Source organism: Kitasatospora purpeofusca, from assembly GCF_034043715.1.
Classification (GTDB): Bacteria; Actinomycetota; Actinomycetes; order Streptomycetales; family Streptomycetaceae; genus Kitasatospora; species Kitasatospora purpeofusca_A.
Genome location: NZ_JAXCLC010000050.1, coordinates 50,799 through 66,125, shown reverse-complemented (window position 1 = coordinate 66,125; position 15,327 = coordinate 50,799). Strand labels below are relative to the sequence as shown.

At 74.9% G+C, this 15,327-nt stretch carries 13 protein-coding genes; 5 read left to right on the top strand and 8 right to left on the bottom strand.

All coding sequences use genetic code 11. The features are described from left to right. From SM793_RS24240 to SM793_RS24230, 3 genes are all read right to left on the bottom strand, one after another. The coding region (locus SM793_RS24240; RefSeq protein WP_320440394.1) for a hypothetical protein at window positions 1–564 on the bottom strand (564 nt) is incomplete at its 3' end. Window positions 565–731: 167 nt separating this feature from the next. After that, the gene (locus SM793_RS24235; protein WP_320440393.1) at window positions 732–1,094 is read right to left on the bottom strand and encodes a zinc ribbon domain-containing protein YjdM; all 363 of its coding nucleotides are present in this window, start codon (window positions 1,092–1,094) and stop codon (window positions 732–734) included. A gap of 112 nt (window positions 1,095–1,206) precedes the next feature. Beyond that, window positions 1,207–2,424, bottom strand: a complete 1,218-nt coding sequence (locus tag SM793_RS24230) for an ROK family transcriptional regulator (protein ID WP_320440392.1) — start codon at window positions 2,422–2,424, stop codon at window positions 1,207–1,209. A gap of 399 nt (window positions 2,425–2,823) precedes the next feature. On the opposite strand from SM793_RS24230, the gene helR reads away from it, so the two are divergent. After that, complete coding sequence (gene helR / locus SM793_RS24225; protein WP_320440391.1) at window positions 2,824–5,013, top strand: RNA polymerase recycling motor ATPase HelR; 2,190 nt, start codon at window positions 2,824–2,826, stop codon at window positions 5,011–5,013. 270 nt (window positions 5,014–5,283) lie between these two features. Continuing rightward, window positions 5,284–7,071 carry a SpoIIE family protein phosphatase gene (locus SM793_RS24220; protein WP_320440390.1) on the top strand — a complete coding sequence of 596 codons (1,788 nt, stop codon included), beginning with the start codon at window positions 5,284–5,286 and terminating at the stop codon, window positions 7,069–7,071. A 50-nt stretch (window positions 7,072–7,121) separates the two neighbouring features. On the opposite strand, the gene SM793_RS24215 is transcribed toward SM793_RS24220, so the two are convergent. The 4 genes from SM793_RS24215 to SM793_RS24200 form a co-directional block, all read right to left on the bottom strand. Further along, window positions 7,122–8,315: an aminotransferase class I/II-fold pyridoxal phosphate-dependent enzyme gene (locus tag SM793_RS24215; protein WP_320440389.1), complete on the bottom strand. Its 1,194-nt coding sequence runs from the start codon at window positions 8,313–8,315 to the stop codon at window positions 7,122–7,124. Between the two features lie 208 nt (window positions 8,316–8,523). Continuing rightward, entirely contained in the window at window positions 8,524–9,405 is an 882-nt protein-coding gene (locus SM793_RS24210) for an alpha/beta hydrolase (protein WP_320440388.1), read from the bottom strand. Then, the gene (locus tag SM793_RS24205) at window positions 9,402–10,262 is read right to left on the bottom strand and encodes an MBL fold metallo-hydrolase (protein ID WP_320440387.1); all 861 of its coding nucleotides are present in this window, start codon (window positions 10,260–10,262) and stop codon (window positions 9,402–9,404) included. The genes SM793_RS24210 and SM793_RS24205 overlap by 4 nt, the downstream gene beginning before the upstream one ends. Before the next feature lie 43 nt (window positions 10,263–10,305). After that, entirely contained in the window at window positions 10,306–10,893 is a 588-nt protein-coding gene (locus SM793_RS24200; protein WP_320440386.1) for an NADPH-dependent FMN reductase, read from the bottom strand. Window positions 10,894–11,052: 159 nt separating this feature from the next. On the opposite strand from SM793_RS24200, the gene SM793_RS24195 reads away from it, so the two are divergent. The 3 genes from SM793_RS24195 to SM793_RS24185 all read left to right on the top strand — a co-directional run bounded on the left by SM793_RS24195 (window position 11,053) and on the right by SM793_RS24185 (window position 13,991). Beyond that, window positions 11,053–11,943: a pirin family protein gene (locus SM793_RS24195; RefSeq protein ID WP_320440385.1), complete on the top strand. Its 891-nt coding sequence runs from the start codon at window positions 11,053–11,055 to the stop codon at window positions 11,941–11,943. After that, entirely contained in the window at window positions 11,940–13,178 is a 1,239-nt protein-coding gene (locus SM793_RS24190; RefSeq protein ID WP_320440384.1) for an MFS transporter, read from the top strand. The genes SM793_RS24195 and SM793_RS24190 overlap by 4 nt, the downstream gene beginning before the upstream one ends. A gap of 120 nt (window positions 13,179–13,298) precedes the next feature. Next, the gene (locus tag SM793_RS24185) at window positions 13,299–13,991 is read left to right on the top strand and encodes a TetR/AcrR family transcriptional regulator (protein WP_320440383.1); all 693 of its coding nucleotides are present in this window, start codon (window positions 13,299–13,301) and stop codon (window positions 13,989–13,991) included. A 142-nt stretch (window positions 13,992–14,133) separates the two neighbouring features. On the opposite strand, the gene lepB is transcribed toward SM793_RS24185, so the two are convergent. Next, window positions 14,134–15,312: a signal peptidase I gene (lepB, locus tag SM793_RS24180; protein WP_320440382.1), complete on the bottom strand. Its 1,179-nt coding sequence runs from the start codon at window positions 15,310–15,312 to the stop codon at window positions 14,134–14,136. Window positions 15,313–15,327: the final 15 nt, after the last annotated feature.

Here is a 15,327-nt window from a genome sequence, read left to right as displayed (position 1 = left end):
GGCCTGCCAGTGCGGCTTGCCGCTGACCATGCGGCAGGTGATCACGCGGCCGCCGGCCTCGTGGGTGGTGCGGCCGAGGTCGGCGTCGCGGCAGAACTGGCCGGCCTTGTAGCAGTTGCCCGCGTTGGACTTGATCTCGCAGTCACCGGCGGCGGCCGCGGGCTTGGTCTCGGCCGGCGTCGGGTCGGTGGGCGGCTGGGCGGTGGTCGCCTTGGGCTCGGGCGTCGCCTTGCTGGGCGTCGGCTGGGCCTTGGGCGGGGCGGTGGTCGGCGCGACCGGGACGACCGGCGCGGGCTCGGCGGCGGGCTTGGTCGGTTCGGGCACGACGGCGGTCGGCGCGGGCGCCGGGGGAGGCGTCTGGGCCGGTACGGCGGCCGGGGTGGTGACGGCCGGGGCGGGCGCGGGCGGGGTGGTGACCGCGACCGGGGCAGCGGGGGTGGTGACCGCGACGGTGGCGGTGTCGGCCGCCGTCGGGTCACAGCCCGTCAGGGCGAGACCGACCGTGAAGACGAGTCCGGCGACGGCGGCCAGGCCGCGACGACCGCCGCGCATCCGTGAAGGCATGGACGTGAACGCTCCGTTCCACTTGGAAGAGGAGCGTGAGTCAATCAGTCCTGTCACACAGTCTGTACATACTTCAAACACTTGTAAGCAGATCGAGACCTGGCGATCACACAGCGTCGATCAACCGGCCGGCCCGATCACGCACCGCCGCACCCGGGCTGCTGCGCTCAGGCCTTCTTCACCACGCTCGACTTGAGCTGCATCGCGCCGAAGCCCTCGATCCGGCAGTCGATGTCATGGCCGTCGACGCCGTCGACCAGGCGGATGTTGCGCACCTTGGTACCCGCCTTGATGCCCGAGGCGCTGCCCTTGACCTTGAGCGCCTTGACGACGGTCACCGTGTCGCCGTCGGTGAGCACATTGCCGACCGAGTCCTTGACCACCCGCTCACCGGCCCCGGCGGCCGAGCCGTCGCCGGCGGCCTCGCCCGGTGCCCACTCGTGGCCGCACTCCGGGCAGACCATGAGGCCGTTCATCTCATAGGTGTACTCGCCGGCGCACTGCGGACACGGGGGAAGGTTCTCGCTCATACGCCCAGGATATCCGGGCCGCCGAGGGCCTCGCCCGCCGCATCCCCCGAGGTCGGCGGGCCTCCCGGGCGACAGACGGACGGACCGGGCCCGCGGACGGCCCGCGGGCGGCTCAGTCCGTCGGCGACGAGAGGCGCTCGAAGACCTCGGGGCGGGCGAGGTCGAGCGCCGTGGCGACGGCGCCGAGCAGGACAGCCTCCTCACCGAGGCGGCTGGCCGCGAGCGTGGGCCGCATCGGCGTGAGGCGGTGCAGGGCCTGGCCGAGGGGTTCGAGCAGGAGGTCCGCGCTACCGCCTATGCCGCCGCCGAGCACGATCAGGTCCGGGTCGAGGACGGCTGACACCACGGCGAGCGCGTAGGCGAGTTGACCGGCCGTGCGGTGGACGGCGGCGGCGGCGATCGGGTCGCCGCCGCGGGCCCGGTCGAAGACCTGCTTGGCGGTCACCGGCCCCGTCATGCCGAGGTCCAGCGCCGTCCGGACGACCGCCTCCGCCGCGGCGACCTGCTCGACGGTGCCGCCCGGAGTGCCGTCGGGGTGCGGCGGGAGCGGGACCAGGCCCACCTCGCCGAGCGCGCCGTGGGCGCCGAGCAGCGGCTCGCCGTCCTTGACCACGCCGACACCGAGGCCGGTCCCGGCCACCAGGTAGGCGAACATCCGGCTGCCGCTCCCCCGCCCGGCGCCCAGGGTGTACTCGCCGAGCGCCGCCAGGTTGGCGTCGTTGCCGACGGTGATCGTGGTCTCCAGCCCGGCCGCGATCCGGTCGAACAGTCCGGGTCTGCCCCAGCCGGGCAGACTGGTGGCGTACCGCACGCCGCGCCGCTCCTCGTCCCAGACGCCCGGGGTGGCGACCACGGCGTGCACGATGTCGGCGGCCACGACCCCGGCCTCGGCCATGGTCTCCCGGGCCGCGGCCACCACGGCGTCGGCCACCGCGTTCGCCGTCCGCCCCTTGTTCGGAACGTCGCGGCGGGCCACGATGTCCCCGGCGAGGTCGGCGACGGCGACCCGCAGCCGGGCCCGGCCGATGTCGACGCCGAGCACGTGCCCGGCGAGCGGGTCGGGCTCGTACAGGACGGCGGTCCGCCCGCGCTCGGGAACGAAACGACCGGCCTCGCGGGCCAGCCCGGCCTGCTCGAGGGCCGCCAGCGCGGCGGAGACGGTGGGCTTGGACAGGCCGGTGTCACGGGCGAGTTGGGCACGCGAGGACGGGCCCCCGAGGCGCAGCCGTTCGAGCAGCAGCCACTCGTTGTTGCTGCGCAGCCGCTGCCGGTTCCACGGCTGCGCCGGCGCGGGGCCCGGCGGAACGGTGGTCGGCAGGTCGCGGCTCATCAGGTCCTCCGGTCTGGGCGCTTCTCCCGGGGCCGCCGGTCGGCGCCCGGCCCGGGGCGTGTTTCGGATCACGCCGGGCGGGCGGCGCCGGGGCACGCACCTGGGCACCAGCCAGTATGACCCGTTGTCACACCGCCCACCGGCGGGAATCCGCCCGGGGCCGGCGCCGACGGAACGCAGAAGAACGGAACGCAGAAGAGGGAGCGGAGGAGCGAAGATAGTGGCGGGAGCGGTGGAGACGTCACACTCCTCTTGCCACTCTCAACGTATAGCGCACGGGGGGCCTTGCCGCAAGGCCCCGGTCCTGCCGCACAATCGTCCACCTAAGCCCGGAACGAACCCCTGGAGTTTTGCTCAGTGCACCAGCCTCAGCCGGAACCACGGATCGGAACCGCTGCCATGACCGCCCCCACCACCAGCGTGTTCGACCTTCCCGACCGTCTCGCCGCCAAGGCGGACCCGGCCCTGGTCGGCCCGGACGAGCGGCACTTCGCGGCCGTCGCGGAGAGCCTGGAGCGGACGATCGCCGAAGCCTCCGACAGCCTCGACGCCGCCCGCCGCGCACCCGGCGGCGCCGGCCGGGCCGCGATGGACCGGGACCTGGAGGTCCACCGGCTGACCGGCCGCCTGCGCGCCCTGCGCCGCTTCGGGCTGGACCTGTGCCTGGGGCGGATCGTCCCGGCGGACGGCGCGGAGCCGGTGTACATCGGGCGCCTCGGCCTGACCGACCCCGAGGGCCGCCGGCTGCTGATCGACTGGCGCTCGCCCGCCGCCGCACCGTTCTTCGCCGCGACCCACGCCGGCCCGATGGGCCTGGCCAGCCGCCGCCGCTACCGCTGGACCCGCGGACGGATCACCGACTACTGGGACGAGGTGTTCGCCGCCGAGGGGCTCGAGGGGCACGCCGCCCTGGACGACCAGTCGGCGTTCATCGCCACGCTGGGCGGCAGCCGTTCGGCGCAGATGCGGGACGTGCTCGCGACCATCCAGGCCGACCAGGACGCCATCGTCCGGGCCGGCTCGCGCGGCGCGCTGGTCGTCGACGGCGGCCCCGGCACCGGCAAGACCGTGGTCGCGCTGCACCGCTCCGCCTACCTGCTCTACTCCGACCCGCGCCTCGGTCACCGGCGCGGCGGCCTGCTCTTCGTCGGTCCGCACCAGCCCTACCTCGACTACGTCGGCGACGTGCTGCCCAGCCTCGGCGAGGAGGGGGTGCAGACCTGCACCGTGCGGGACCTGGTCGCCGAGGGCGCGGGCGCGACGGCCGAGCCCGACCCGGAGGTGGCCCGGCTGAAGGCCACGGCGGACATGGTGCGGGCGGTGGAGCAGGCCGTGCGGATCTACGAGGAGCCGCCCACCGAGGGCATGACGGTCGCGACCGACTGGGACGACGTCCGGCTGGACCCCGACGACTGGGCCGAGGCCTTCACGGCCCCCGACCCGGGCACCCCGCACAACGAGGCGCGCGAGCAGGTGTGGGCGGAGCTGGCGGAGATCCTGCTCGCCAAGCTGAAGGGCGGCGCGGACATCCCGGTCGAACTGTTCCTGCGCTCACTGCGGCGGGACCGGGAACTGGTCGGGGCCCTGCACCGGGCCTGGCCGCTGCTGGAGGCCGCCGACGTGGTCGGCGACCTGTGGACGGTGCCCGCCTACCTGCGGCTGTGCGCCCCCTGGCTCAGCCGCGAGGAGGTCCGCCGGCTGCAGCGGGCCGAGCCGCAGGCCTGGACGGTGTCGGACCTGCCGATCCTGGACGCGGCCCGGCAGCGGCTCGGCGACCCGGCGGACGCCCGCCGCAAGCGCCGCGAGCAGATCGCCCTGGCCGCCGAACGCGACCGGATGGCCGACGTCATCACCAGCATCCTCGACTCCGACCACGACGGTGAGGGGGCCGTCGCCATGCTGCGCGGCCAGGACCTCAAGGACACCCTGGTCGACGGGAGCTCCCTGCCCGCCGTCGACCCGGACCGGCTGGCCGGGCCGTTCGCGCACATCGTGGTGGACGAGGCGCAGGAACTGACCGACGCCGAGTGGCAGATGCTGCTGGCGCGCTGCCCGTCCCGGAGCTTCACCATCGTCGGCGACCGGGCCCAGGCCCGGGAGGGTTTCACCGAGTCCTGGCAGGAGCGGCTGGCCCGGGTCGGCCTCGACCGCGCCGAGGTGGCTTCGCTGAGCGTCAACTACCGCACGCCGGAGGAGGTCATGGCGGAGGCCGAGCCGGTCATCCGGGCCGCCCTGCCGGACGCCAACGTCCCCACCTCGGTGCGCCGCAGCGGGGTGCCGGTCACCCGCGGCCGGCTCGCCGACCTGGACGGTGTGCTGGCCGACTGGCTGGCCGCGCACAGCGAGGGCACGGCCTGCGTCATCGGCGACGCCGCCTTCGCGACGGAGTTCGGCGCGACCTGCCGCGAGGAGTTCCGGGCGAGCGGCCGGATCCGGGCGCTCACGCCGCGGCTGGCGAAGGGGCTGGAGTTCGACCTGGTCGTCCTGGTCGACCCGGCGGGCTTCGGCGAGGGCGTCGGCGGCGCCGTGGACCGCTATGTCGCGATGACCCGGGCGACCCGGCAGCTGGTCGTGCTCACCGCGGCCTGACCGAGGCGCGCCCCGGCGGCGGCGGTGACGGTGACGGTGACGGGACGTCGTCGTCGGGGCGTTCGGCCGCTGTCACCGTCGCCGGGGCGTCCTGCCGCTGTCACCGCCGCCGGGGCGCCGCCGCCGCACCCGGGCGCTGGAACCCGCCGCGACCGGGCGTTGGAACCGCCGCGACCGGGCCCGGGCCGCCCCGATACCGGAATCCCGCCGACCGGTCAAGGATGCGCCCCTCCCTGGGCGAGCCGCGCCGCGGAGCATGATCATGGACCTATGCGGTTCCGGCACGGCGACGGAGGAGACGGCGGCACCCCCACGAACGCGGACACCACCGCGCTCACGGCGGCGGTCGCGGCGCTCTCCGGGAGCGACCCGGACACTACCGACAGCGACCGGCCCGACCTCCTGCGTGAGCTGCTCGACGCCCTGCCGGCCGGCGTCGCCCTGCTCGACACGGAACTGCGCTGGCAGTACCTCAACGCGGCCTTCGCGGCCGTCACCGGTCTGCGCCGGACCGACCTGCTGGGCCGCCCGGCCCCGGACACCGCCTTCGCCGACGCCGTCGGCACGCTGCGCCTGGTCCTGGACGACGGCCGCGACCGCGAGCGCGCCACCGGCGGCCCGGACGGCCCGGGCGCGCCCGTCCCGGCGGGCCTGCGGGTCCGCTACCGGCCGCTCACCGCCGGCGGCCGCGTCATCGGGGTGATCGTGGCCGTCCTCGACGACCCCGACCCGGTCCAGGAGCTGCGCCGCGAACTCACCCGGGCCCGGACCAGGCTGACCCTCCTGGAGGCCGCCGCCGAGCGGATCGGCACCACCCTCGACATCGACACCACCGGCGCCGAACTCGCCGCGTTCGCCGTGCCCCGGCTGTCCGAACTCGCCACCGTCGACGTCCTGCCGCCGGACACCGCCACCCGGCCCGGCGGGGCACCGGGCCTGCGCTTCCACCGGGCCGGACTGGCCGCCACGGCCGCGCTGCGCCCGGACGTCGGCGCGCTGGCCCGGCCCGGCGAGTCGGTGCGCCACCGAGAGGGGTCGGTGGCGGCCCGCGCCCTGGCCTCCGGGGTCGCCGTGCTGCTCGCGCCGCGCAGCGCCGAGGAGCTCACCGCGGCGGCGCCCGATCCGCACACCGCGGCCGTCTTCCACGCCGCCGGGGTCACCTCGCTGCTGGTGGTGCCGCTCACCGCGCGCGGCGAGCTGGCCGGCCTGCTGACCCTGGCCCGCACCGCCGCCTCCCCCGACTTCGGCCCGGACGACGCGGTGCTGGTCGGCGACCTCGCCGCGCGGGCCGCGACCGGCATCGACAACGCCCGCCGCTACAGCCGCTCCCAGGGCATCGCCCTCGACCTCCAGCGCGCCCTGCTCAGCGAACCGGGCCACCCGCACCAGAACCTCGAACTCGCCTCCCGCTACCTGCCGTCCGGCAGCAGCTCGGTGGTCGGCGGCGACTGGTACGAGACCGTCCGGCTGCCGTTCGGACGGACCCTGCTGGTCATGGGCGACGTGATGGGACACGGCGTCGAGGCGGCCGTCGACATGAGCAACTACCGCTCCACCCTGCGCGAGGTCGCGGGCACGGACCTGCCGCCGCACCGGATCCTGCGCCAGCTGGACACCGTCATCGCCGCCAACGAGTCCGCCCGCCCCGCGACCTGCCTGCTCGCGCTCGCCGACCCCGGCCGGCGGCGGTGGACCTTCTCCTCCGCCGGCCACCTCCCGCCCGCCCTGGTCGCGCCCGGCCGGCCCACCGAACTGCTGTGGCTCCCGACCGGCCCGCCGCTCGGCACCGGGGTCGGCGGCTACGAACAGACCACCCGGGCCCTGCTGCCGGGCGAGACCCTGCTGCTGTACACGGACGGGCTGGTGGAGCGGCGCGGCGAGGACATCGATGCCTCGCTGGCCCGGCTGGCCGCCCTGCGCCTGCCGGTCACCGGCCCGCTGGACGACCTGCTCGACGCCGCCCTGCACGCCCTCGGCCCGGCCTCGGGGCACCCGGCGGAGGACGACATCGCCGTCCTGGCGGCCCGGCCGAGGCTCCGGCCGCCGCCCCGGGCGTAGCGGGTCCCGGGCGCAGCGGGCCCGACACGCAAGGAGGGCTCGGTGTCCGCTCAGAGCTTGCCCAGGGCCTGCTCCAGATCGGCCCAGAGGTCCTCGGGGTGCTCGATGCCGACGGCGAGCCGAACGGTGCCGGGGCCGATGCCCGCGGCGGCCAGCTCCTCGTCCGAGAGCTGGCGGTGCGAGGTGCTGGCCGGGTGCATGACGAGGGTGTGCACCCCGCCGAGGGAGGGCGCGAGCGAGGCGAGGCGGAGCGCGCCGACGAACGCCCCCGCGGCCTCGCGCCCGCCGGCCAGGTCGACGGCGAACACCCCGCCCTGGCCCTCCGGCAGCAGCCGGCCGGCCAGCTCGTGGTCCGGGTGGCCCGGCAGGCCCGGGTGGTGCACCGCGGTGACCGCCGGGTGGGCGGCGAGCCGTCCGGCCAGGTCGAGCGCGGACTCGCAGTGGCGGCGCATCCGCAGGCCGAGGGTCTGCATGCCGCGCAGGGTCAGCCAGGCGGCGAACGGGTCGAGGGAAGCGCCGAGTTCGACGCCGTGCTCCCAGACCCGGTGGTGCAGCGCGGCGTCGGCGAAGACGGCGATCCCGGCCAGCACGTCGGAGTGGCCGCCCAGGTACTTGGTGGCCGAGTGGACCACGACGTCCGCCCCGTGCTCGATCGGGCGGCAGAGCAGCGGGGTGGTGAAGGTGTTGTCCACCACGCTCAGCACCCCGGCCTGCCGGGCGACGCCGATCAGGGCCGGCAGGTCGGTGACCCGCGCGGTCGGGTTGGAGACCGTCTCCAGGTACAGCAGCCGGGTGGTGGGCCGCAGCGCGGCGCGGACCTCCTCCGGGTCGTCGCCCCGGACGTGGGTGACCGCCACTCCCCAGCGCGCGGCCAGGTCCGCCAGGGCCGCGAAGGTGCCGCCGTACAGGCTCTTCTGGGCGATCACATGGTCCCCGGAGCGGAGCAGGGCGAGCAGCACGGTGTTGATCGCGCCCATTCCGGAGGAGGCGGCCAGCGCACCGCTGCCGCCCTCCAGTCCGGCCACCGCGCGCTCCAGCGAACGGACCGTCGGGTTGCCCAGCCGGTTGTAGAGGAAGGCCCCGTCGGGTCCCGCGAAGGCCTCCGCCAGCGCGTCGCCGTCGGGGAACGCGAAGACGTGGCCCTGATGGATCGGCACGCCCAGCGGCCGGCTTCCGACCACCTCCTCGACGGGCGGGTGGACGATCCGGCTCTCGGGACGCAGCCCGTGGTGGAAGTCGCTCATCCCCCCATCCTGGCCGCGTCGGCCGCCACCGGGCCAGGGCCAATCCCATCCGGGTGGCCCCGGATTTCGCGGGCGCCCGCCGTTCGCTGTCCGTCCGTCCCTCCGCACCCCTGTCGCGGAGGGACGGACGGGTCCCGGGGCATCCGGGGGCCGGGCCCGGCCCGGTCCCCGGGTCACAGCCGGCGGCCGAAGCCGAGGACGTCCCGGCTCAGAGCCGGCGGCCGAGGAAGTCCCGGATCAGCGCGGCGATCTCCGGGCCGTGCGTCTCCAGGGCGAAGTGCCCGGCGTCGAGCAGGTGGATCTCGGCGTCCGGGAGGTCGCGGGCGAAGGCCTCGGCCCCGGCCGGGCCGAAGATCTCGTCGTTGCGGCCCCAGACGACCAGGGCCGGCGGCCGGTGCGTCCGGAAGTACTCCTGGAAGTGCGGGTAGCCGTCCAGGTTGAACTGGTAGTCCCAGAACAGCTGGAGCTGGATCTCCCGGTTGCCCGGGCGGTCCAGTCCGGCCTGGTCGAGCGTCCAGGTGTCCGGGGAGAGCCGGTCCAGCCGGTCGGCGGGCACACCGTGGGTGTACTGCCACCGGGTGGCGGACGCGGTGAGCAGCTCGCGCACGGCGGGCTCGTGGGTGGCGCGGTCCCCGGCGTGGGCGAACAGCACGTCCCAGAACGGGGTGAAGCCCTCCGTGTAGGCGTTGCCGCTCTGGCTGATCAGGGCGGTGACCCGGTCCGGGTGGCGCGAGGCGATCCGCAGGCCGATCGGGGCGCCGTAGTCCTGGATGTAGAGGGCGAACCGGTCGATGCCGAGTGCGTCCAGCAGGGCGAGGGTGTACTCGGTGAGCTTCTCGAAGCCGTAGTCGAACTCACCGACGGGTGGGGTGGCGGACTGTCCGAAGCCCACGTGGTCGGGGGCGACGAGGTGGTAGGAGTCGGCGAGGTCGCGCATCAGGTCGCGGAACATCGCCGAGCTGGTGGGGAAGCCGTGCAGCAGGACGAGGGTCGGCCGGCTCGGGTCGCCGGCCTCGCGGTAGAAGACCGGGAGGCCGTCGATCCGGACGGTGCGGTGGCGCACGCCGGTGTGCGCGGTGGGGCCGTTCACAGCGACTCCGGGACGCCGGGGGCCAGCAGGCGCAGCCGGCCGGTCAGGTCGGGGGCCGAGAAGGCGCCGGTGATGGCGGCCGGGTCCTCGCCGAGGTGCTCCCAGGACTCGTAGTGGATCGGGATCACCGTGCGGGCGCCCAGGACGCGGGCGAGTTCGGCCCCCTCGCGGGCGCTCATCGAGAACGCCCGGTCGCCGGTGGAGGGGAAGTGGGCGTCGCCGAGGTGCAGGAAGGCGGTGTCCACGGTGAAGCGTTCGGCGATGCCCGCCAGCGCGTCGTGGCGGACGGTGTCCCCGGAGAGGTAGAGGGTGCCGCCCTCGTACTCGACGACGAAGCCGGTGACCGGGCCGGTGGCCTCCTCGGTGCCGGGCGGCCCGTGGCGGGCGGGCGTGGCCGTCACGGTGACGGTCGTGGCGCCGGCGGTGATCCGACGGCTCTCCCAGGTCGCCAGTCCCTCGGCCGCTCCGCCGAGCCGTTCGGCGGCTTCCGGCGTGGTGAGCACGGTGGTGGCGCGGGCCAGGACGGTCCGGCCGGTCGGGTCGAGGTTGTCGGCGTGCTGGTCGTGGGAGAGCAGGACGAGGTCGATCGGCGGCAGGCGGTCGGCGGTGAGCGCCGGGCCCGCGGTGCGGCGCAGCGGGCGGGCCGCCGGGTAGTCGGCCGGTCCTGGGTCGAGGGCCGGGTCGGTGAGGACGGTCAGGTCGCCGATCCGCAACAGGACGGTGGCGGTGCCCAGGTGGGCGGCGGTGACGGTGACCGGGGCGGTGACCGGGACGGTGACCGGGACGGTGACCGGGACGGTGGCGGGTTCGGCGGCGGGTGTGGTCGTGCTCGGTGCCGGTGTGCTGTGGTCGGACATCTCTTCTTTCCCCCGTAGTAAGTGCGGTGCTACTGCCGGACGGTCAGCCGCGGGCCGTGCGCTCCGCCTTGGCGTCGATCTTCTCCTGGAGCGCGGTCAGCAGGCCCTGGAGCAGGCCGATGGTGATCTCGTCGGTGAGGTTGCCCTCCTCGTCGAAGCGCTCGTGCGCCCGGAAGACGATGACCTCGGGCTTCACCACGACGTCGGTCTCGGTCCAGACGAAGACCTGGCGGAGCGCCAGCTGGGCGCGGACGGTGCCGAAGTTGGTCGGCGCGGCGCCGAGGATGGCGGTCGGCTTGCGGTGCAGCGGCAGGCCCTCGGTGCGGGTCCAGTCGGTGCTCAGCCAGTCGATGGCGTTCTTGAGCACGCCGGGGATGGAGTAGTTGAACTCGGGGGTGGCGATCAGCAGGCCGTCGGCCTCGGCGACCCTGCGGCGGAGGTCCTCGACGACGGCCGGGCGCAGCTCGGGGGTGTCGAGGTCCAGGTCGTACGGCGGGATCTCGCGCAGGCCCTCGTAGATCTCGATCTCCTGGCCGCCCGGGTTGAACTTCTGGGCGGCCTTCAGCAGCCGGGTGTTGTGCGAGTCGGCGCGCAGCGAACCGGAGATGGCGAAAATCTTGGACGCGGTCATGACGTGCTCCTCAAGGGTGATGTGACTGCCAGTGATGTGGCTGGCGGTGCTGTGGTGACTGTCGGGGTCGACACCGAGAAAACTAGACGGACCAGTTCACCTTGTCAACTGAACTGTTCAGTCTTGACACTGAACTGAATGGTGTAGTTCAGTCGACCCATGACCATGACACCCGTGAACACCGCCCGGGCGGCCGGCCGCTCCGTCGCCCGCGTCGTCCCCCCGTTCCACACCTTCGAGGGCGCGGGCTTCCCCGTCCGCCGCCCCTTCCCCACCGCTGAACTGCCCTTCCTCGACCCTTTCCTGATGGTCGACCAGGTGGGTCCGGTGGACCTCGCTCCCGGCGAGGCCAAGGGGGCTCCCCCGCACCCGCACCGAGGCTTCGAGACGATCCAGTACGTCATCGACGGCGACATCGCCAACGCCGACTCCCGGGGCCACCGGGCCGTGGTTCGCGCCGGCGGGGTCCAGTGGCTCACCGCCGGTTCGGGCATCGTCCACGAGGCCCTGCCCACCCCGGAGTTCCTCGCCGCCGGCGGCCGCCAGCACATGCTGCAGATCTGGGTGAACCTGCCCGCGCGGCTCAAGGGGGTACCGCCGCGCAGTCAGAACGCCGAGGCCGCCGACCTGCCCGTGGTCCGCACCGCCGAGAGCGCCGAGCTGACCGTGCTCGCCGGGAGCACCCACGGCACGACCGCGCCCTTCGAGACCCACACCCCGCTCCTGGTGGTGCACGCCCGGCTCGCGGCCGGCGGCTCGGCGACCTTCACCGCACCGGCCCACCACACCGCCGCGTTCCACACGCTGAGCGGCCGGGCCGAGACCGCGGGCGTCCCGCTGCCCGACGGCCACCTCGCCGTCCTCGACCACGACGGCGAGGGCTTCACGGTCCGGGCCGTGGACGGGCCCGCCGAGGTGCTCGTCCTGGCCGGCGAGCCGATCGGCGAACCGGTCGCCCGCAGCGGGCCGTTCGTGATGAACACGGTGGCCGAGCTCCACCGGGCCCAGCAGGACTTCTCGCGCGGCCTGATGGGCCGGATGCCGGTATGAGCACCCTCCCGGCCCGGCTCGCCGCACCGGCCCGTCCGCGCACCGCCGCCCCTGCCCCTGTTCCCGTCCCTGTCCCTGTTCCCGTCCCTGTCCTCGCCCCGGCCCCCACCGCTTCCGCACGCACCGCCGCCCCCGTTCCTGCCACCACCGTGCCGGGCCGGCGGGCGCCGGGGACGACGGCCGCCGCGCTGCTGATCGCCGCCGCCGCGAGCGGGATCTCCGGGCCGAGCCTGGCCCTGCCCGCCGCCGCCCGGGCCCTGCACGTCCCGACCGCCTCGACGGCCTGGCTGATGACCGCGTACGGCCTCGGCCTGCTGGCCGGCACCCCACTGCTGGCCGGCACCGCCGGGCGGCGCGGCACCGCCGCCCTGGTCCGGGCCGGCGCGGCACTGGTCGCCCTCGGCGCGGCGATCGTGCTCGCCTCGCCCTCCGCCCTGCTGCCGCTGGCGGCAGGGCGGGCGGTGGAGGCCGCCGGAGCGGCGGGGCTGACCGTCGCCGCCTTCCGGATCGCCGGCCGGGACGGCTCCGGCCGCTCCACCGGACTGGTCGCGATCGGCAACGCGGCCGGCGGCACGATCGGCCTGTTCGTCGGCGCGGGCGCCGCGCAGCTGCTCGGCTGGCGGGCCGCGCTGGTCATGCCGCTGCTCGCCCTCGCGGTGCTCCCCGCCGTACTGCGCCCGGCCGGGCGCTCCCGGCCCACCCGGCCGGAGGCAGCCGACGGGCGGTTCCGCGACGCCCTTCCGCTGGGCCTGCTGCGGCGGGCCGGCTTCCGCCGCCCGGCACTGCTCATGCTCGCGCTCGCCACCGTCAACTTCGCCCTGGTGTACGGTGCCCCGCGCCGGGTGGCCGCCCTCACCGGCTGGGGCCCGCTGCCCACCGGCGCCGCGGTCGCCTCCGTGGCGCTCGCCGGCGCGCTGCTCTCCTGGCAGCTGGTGCGGCTCGCCCCGGCCCTGGGGACGGGACGGGTCCGGGTGCTGCTGGCGGCGGGTTCGGCGGCGGCAGCCGCCGCGGCGGCCCTCGCGCCGTGGCCTCCGGTCGTGCTGCTCGGCTCGGCACTCAGCTCACTGGTGACGGCCGGCGGGCAGGGGGTGCTCACGGGTTCGGCGGTCGGCGGGCTCGCGCCGGAGCGGCGGGGCGGCGCGATCGGCCTGTTCAATCTGGCCTTCCCGGCCGGCGTCGCCGCAGGTCCGGCCCTCGCGGGCTTTGCGTACCAAACGGTTCAGTTCCTATACTGAACGGTCCAATCACCCGGACCGGTCACTACCACCCCAAACGGTCGGTACCATCCCGTCGCAGTAGCCCACCTTGTTAGGGAAGCCCCCTTCCCAGCCCAACGAAGGACGAAGGACGGACGCATGGGAGCCGAGCGCCAGGACGCCACCGACGAGTACGGGATGCCGATCATCCCGGCACCGGGCGACGCCGCGGCCCGCAAGCGCCAGGCGATCATCGACGCCGCCCTCGCGGAGTTCCTCGCCGAGGGGTACTCGGCCGCCTCGATGGACGTCATCACCAACCGGTCCGGCGTCTCCAAGGCCACCATCTACAAGCACTTCGGCAGCAAGGAGCGCCTGTTCCTGGCCGTCGTCAGCGGTGTGCTGCCCAAGACCTACGCCGACCTGACGCCGCCCGCCCGCGCCCTCGCCGACGCCCCGGACCTGCGCACGGCCCTCGTCCGGCACACCACCGAGCTCGCCCGCATCCTGCTGCGCCCCGAGATCATGCTGCTGCGCCGCCTGGTGATCGGCGAGATCGACCGCTTCCCGCAGCTCGGCCAGCTCTGGTACCTGGTCACCTACGACATGAACAACGGCCCGCTGGTCGAGATGCTCACCGACCTCACCGCCAAGGGCGAACTGCACGTGCCGGACCCCAAGCTCGCCGTCCAGCAGCTGGTGGCCTGTACCGTCGGCATCCCGCAGCTGGTACACACCTTCGCCCCCGCCACTCCGGTGGACGACGCCGAACTCGCCCGTACCATCGGGGCCGGCGTCGACCTCTTCCTCGCCCGCTACGGCCGTCCCCCCGGCTGGCACGGCCCGGCCTGACCGGCCCCTCGGCCGGTCGCATGGCCGACCCCACGGCCGGCCCACCCAGCGGTCCGCCGCCGGCCCCGGCCCCGGGAGGACCGGGGCGGAGACGGCGGCGGGTTCGTGCGACGGCAACGGGCACCCGGCCCTCGGCATCACCTCAGCGGTCGGCGTCCCCCGCCCGCCCGTTCCGCTCGGTCCGCTTCGCCCGCTCTGTCTGCTCCGCGCGCTCGGTCTGCTCCGCGTGCTCGGTCCGCTCCGCCCGGCGGCGCTGCCGCAGCACGAACGGGACGGCCGCGGCCACCAGCGCGGCCTCCGGCGCCGAAGGCTCGGCCGGCCCCTCCCCGCCCCGCCCACCCAGGCCGTCCGGGGCCCCCGCCGCGAGACCCTTCTGGTCGAAGGTGTCCGGCACCGACAGGGTGTCCCACCGCGACAGCGGCCAGGCGATCACGAAGGCCCGACCGATCACGTTCTTCACCGGGACGAACCCGCCACCGGGCTCGTTGACGTGGAAACGCGAGTCGCGCGAGTCGTTGCGGTGGTCGCCCATCACCCACAGGTGGTCCTCGGGCACCGTCACCGTGCCCACCGGCGCGTCACCGCACGGCGTCGCGCCCGGGTACAGGTACGGCTCGTCCAGCGCCGCGCCGTTGACCTTGACCGGGCTGCCCTCCCGGCACTCGACGGTGTCGCCGCCGACCGCGATCACCCGCTTGATGAGGTCCTTCTCGTTGTCGGAGGGCAGCAGGCCGACCGTGCCGAGCGCCGTCCGGATCCCCTCGACGAACGCGTTGCCCTTGACCCGGGGCACCGAGTCCAGCCAGCCGCCCGGGTCCTTGAAGACCACCACCTCCCCGCGCTCCGGCTCGGCGCCGAACCACGGGGTGAGCTTGTCGACCAGGACCCGGTCGTCCTTCTCCAGCGTGTGCTGCATCGAGCCCGAGGGGATGGAGAACGCCTGGACGAAGAAGGTCTTGATGCCCAGTGAGAGCAGCAGGGCGATGCCGATCAGGATCGGCAGCTCCTGCCAGAACGGCCGCTTCTTCTTCGCCTTCCCGCGCCCGCCCTTGCCGTCCTCGTCCGCACCACCGTCTTCACCGCCGTCTTCATCGCCGCCTTTACTGCTGTCTTCCTCGCCGTCCTTACCGCCGTCCTTACTGCCGTCCTTACTGCCGTCCTTACTGCCGTCCTTACTGCCGTCCTTACTGCCGTCCTCGCCGCTGGCCGCGCCTCGATCGGCGTCGCGGTCCCCGGCAGCCGTGGCCGTGGCCGCCACCTCCGGAGCCTGCCCGTCACCCTGACCACTGCCCGCCGAACCGGCGGTCTCCTCCACGCTCATCCCTGGCCCCCTCCG